At 32.6% G+C, this 3,730-nt stretch carries 4 protein-coding genes; 3 read left to right on the top strand and 1 reads right to left on the bottom strand.

Annotated features, from left to right (window positions below; genetic code table 11):
- Positions 1 to 1,049 (bottom strand): glycosyltransferase (locus tag Q0W95_RS07705; protein ID WP_297791519.1); only part of this gene is annotated, 1,049 nt, incomplete at its 3' end.
- A gap of 191 nt (positions 1,050 to 1,240) precedes the next feature.
- Between Q0W95_RS07705 and Q0W95_RS07700 the strand changes: the two genes are divergently transcribed.
- From Q0W95_RS07700 to Q0W95_RS07690, 3 genes are read left to right on the top strand one after another with little or no spacing between them, the layout of a single operon-like run.
- Complete coding sequence (locus Q0W95_RS07700) at positions 1,241 to 2,263, top strand: ABC transporter substrate-binding protein (protein WP_297791517.1); 1,023 nt, start codon at positions 1,241 to 1,243, stop codon at positions 2,261 to 2,263.
- Positions 2,256 to 2,984 carry an ATP-binding cassette domain-containing protein gene (locus Q0W95_RS07695; RefSeq protein WP_297791515.1) on the top strand — a complete coding sequence of 243 codons (729 nt, stop codon included), beginning with the start codon at positions 2,256 to 2,258 and terminating at the stop codon, positions 2,982 to 2,984. Before Q0W95_RS07700 ends, Q0W95_RS07695 begins: the two co-directional genes overlap by 8 nt.
- Entirely contained in the window at positions 2,974 to 3,714 is a 741-nt protein-coding gene (locus Q0W95_RS07690; protein ID WP_297791513.1) for an ABC transporter permease, read from the top strand. The genes Q0W95_RS07695 and Q0W95_RS07690 overlap by 11 nt, the downstream gene beginning before the upstream one ends.
- Positions 3,715 to 3,730 lie beyond the last annotated feature (16 nt).

The raw sequence follows: 3,730 nt of genomic DNA, 5'->3' as shown, positions 1-3,730 counted from the left end.
AACTTATTCTGTATCGTAAAAGAAAGCAAGAAAATAATAGTATCAACTATAAGCTTAATTAGACTTGCATTCATATTTACTCTTTCAAAAATCATATCCACAAAAAATGCTGAAAGTATAAGTTGGCATAACCACAAAGTCGCATACTTTATAAACTTGCTCTTTTCTTTCTTATTATCCGAAAAGACCAGATTTTTGTTGATATTATAATTAAATATTCCTGAAATTATCCTAGCAAGGCCTGTTGATGCCCAGATTATTTTGCTTGAGTTAAGCAAAACTCCTGCTAGGACTTTTGTCAAAATAGTGAAAGCACCTATATCAACTATAAAAGAGGATATGGAGGCTAGGATAAATTTAAAAAATGTTCCTAACATAACCTTGTAGATTTTTATCGAATCCTTAATCGGGTTGAAGTGGGTTTCGCTATTGTTGTCAAAGTAAACTGTAGCTATTGGAATTTCCACCATTTTCTTCTTTGTTTGTGAACAATTGATGAGCATATTTATTTCATATTCAAATCTTTCTCCTGGAAGGTCAAGAAAATCTTCTAGGTAGGCCTTTGGTATAGCCCTAAGACCTGTTTGGGTGTCAGAAATCTTATCATAGAACATAAGCTTATAGACTAGACTTGTTGTCTTATTTCCAAAGGATGATTTGAAAGGCACGCCTTCTTCGTTGAAATCCCTTGAACCCAAGTACATAGCAAGGTCTTTTTCTTTGGCGATATTAGCTATCTTTAGCACATCTTCTGCCCTATGTTGTCCATCAGAATCAGCAGTAATCACATAAGAAAAATCGTCATAAGTGTTTAAAATATAATTAAAAGAGTTCTTTAAGGCTCTTCCCTTACCAAAATTCTTATAGTGGGTAAAGACATCAACCCCATCTTTCTTTAATTTTTCAAAGTAATCATCATATTCCGCCCTACTTCCATCATTTACTAGAAGGATTCTCCTAAAGCCTTTCTCTTTTAGTTCATAAATGTAAGAACTTAGTAGGTCTTTGGGAGGATTGAGAGCAGGAATTAATATTATAAATTCATCCATATTTTTTCCTCATTGCTAAACTATACTTATATATTCTATTTTATTTTATTATTATTTATAGATAAAGCAAGGATTAATTAGCTAAGCAACTTGAATTATGGATCAGTTTTTAGTTTTATTGGTCAATTTATTAAAATCACTTATTATTTTATGTTATAATATTAGCAACAAATATTAAAAAGAGGTGATTTATGAAAAAAGTTAGAGAAAACGTTTTATCAATGATTTTTGTGCTTTTGCTGGTGGTTCTAGCTTCTTGTTCGAATAAAGACCAACAAATATCAAAAGCTCCTGATAAGAACGAAACTAGTAGAGAAATTGAAAAAAACAAGGGGAAAATTAGGGTAGGTATCCTTGCTATTGATGATATCTTGCCTTTGGTTGTTGCTAATGAAGAAGGTGCTTTCTCTAAGGCTGGTCTTGATGTTGAGCTTTTCCCATTCAAGTCAAGTCTTGACCAATCCAAGGCTATGGAAGCAGGCCAACTTGACCTTATAATGAATGATATGATTGTCCAATCATTATTGAAAAAAGCAGGTCTTGATACCAAGGTGCTTTCCTATGCCTTCGGAGCTAATGTCAAAGAGGGAAGGTTTGTTGTAGTTTCATCACCAAAGAGTGAAATTACCAAGCCAGAGGACTTGTACGGAAAAAAAGTCGCCATATCTGAAAATACCATGATGGATTATTTGATGTACCAATATGAAAATAGTCTGGGTTTAGATTCTTCTAAAATTAAAAAAGTTAATATTCCAGATCTCTTGCTAAGGATGGAACTTGTTCTTGAGGGTAAGGACATAGATTGTGCTATACTTCCTGATCCCCTTGCAAGTTTTGCTATAAAAAAGGGTTGTAAACCTGTAATTGATGATACTCTCCTAAGCGATAATTTTTCACAATCAGTTATCCTAGCTAGAGATGAATTTATTGATAGTCATAAGGACGAGCTTAAAAGCTTTATGAAAGTATATTTTAATAGCATGGATGAAATCAACAAAAATCCAGACAAGTACAAGGACCTTGCTATAAAAAATGCTAGAGTTGCAGATGATATAAAAGATACCTATAAAACTCCAACCTTTACTCCATACAAGGTTCCTAGCAAAGAAGAGGTCAAAAGAGTAAGTGATTGGTTGGTAGAAAAAAAACTTATCGATAAGGCTTATTCTTACGAAGATTTGGTTAGTACAGAATTTACGGATAAAGATGAGTGATTTATTATACGATATCAAAAATTTAAGCTTTAGATACAAAAATGAAAGCAAGTATGTAATAGAAAACCTAAATTGGCAAATATACAAAAATGAAAGATGGGCAATAATAGGACATTCAGGGTGTGGGAAAAGCACACTATTGAATCTTCTTTCTGGGATATATTGCGAGTACCAAGGAGAAATTACTTATAAAAATAGGAGTTTAACAAGGCCTGATGTGAGTATTAAGATAATTTTACAAAATTATGGGTTATTTGATTGGAAAACTGTCCGTCAAAATATTGAATTGCCAGGAAAATTCTTAAAAAACAAGATGGTGATAACAAAAGAAGAAATAGATACTATTATAGAATATTTCAACCTTGCTGAGTTTAAAGATAAATATACCTACGAGCTATCTGGTGGTCAAAAGCAGAGAGTTGCCCTAGCAAGGGCTATGGTAACAAAGCCAGATGTTTTGCTATTGGATGAACCTTTCTCTGCCTTAGATGAAATAACAAGAGAAAAATTGAAAGATTACTACATATCCCTACTTAGTAAAAATACCATAACATCTATTTTAGTAACCCATCAGATAGACGAAGCCCTCGAAGTTTCGGACAAGGTCTTAGTTTTATCTCCAAAAAGGAATTACGAGTTTTTTGACCTTAGCAAATTTAATAAGAAGGAAATCTATACTCTATTGCACAATAAATTGAAAGAGGATTTATATGAAATTTAGCAACAAAGTTTTTAGTTTTTTAATATTTTTCCTCTGCTGGCAAATTATAAGTATGCTAGTGAACAAGGCATTTTTGCCAAGCCCCTTGGAAACTTTGGACGGACTTATAGATATAGTAAGTGATGGGAATATACTTATCCATACTTGTATTAGTTTTATTAGGATTATTATAAGTTTAGCAATATCCTTACTTATCGCTGTTCCACTAGGAATTTTTATTGGCTACAAAGATAAGGTCTATCACTTACTCTATCCCCTTGTGTCAACCCTATACCCCATCCCAAAAGTAGTTTTTTTGCCAGTCTTGGTATTATTTTTTGGACTAGGAAATATATCAAAAATCGTATTAATAAGCTCAATAATTTCTTTCCAATTGCTTCTAGTAGTAATTGATTCCGTAAGAAATCTTCCAAGCGACTTATTCATATCCATATATTCGCTTAGTCAATCTTTCAAAGATATCCTGCTAGACTTGATTTTGCCATATATTCTTCCCGACCTTCTGACTGCTATGAGAATTTGCGTAGGAACAGCAATCTCAGTCTTGTTCTTTTCAGAAACCTTTGCGTCTTTTGACGGCCTTGGATATTTTATCCTAGATACAATGGCAAAAAGAGAGTACAAGCAAATGTACGCAGGAATAATAGTTATGTCATTGCTTGGCCTACTTTTGTATAAGTTTCTTTATATAATAGAAAAACATACTTGCCATTGGAAAAATCATAAATAAAAGATGGACATAAAAT

The organism is uncultured Anaerococcus sp. (assembly GCF_947253225.1).
Lineage (GTDB): Bacteria > Bacillota > Clostridia > Tissierellales > Peptoniphilaceae > Anaerococcus.
Note: the sequence above shows the minus strand (reverse complement) of the source record. Positions and strands in the feature narration are given on the sequence as shown.

Bases quoted from the DNA above. Each gene is read 5' to 3' on its own strand.
- Q0W95_RS07700 (WP_297791517.1), top strand. From the start codon at position 1,241: ATGAAAAAAGTTAGAGAAAACGTTTTATCAATGATTTTTGTGCTTTTG.
- Q0W95_RS07695 (WP_297791515.1), top strand. From the start codon at position 2,256: ATGAGTGATTTATTATACGATATCAAAAATTTAAGCTTTAGATACAAA.
- Q0W95_RS07690 (WP_297791513.1), top strand. From the start codon at position 2,974: ATGAAATTTAGCAACAAAGTTTTTAGTTTTTTAATATTTTTCCTCTGC.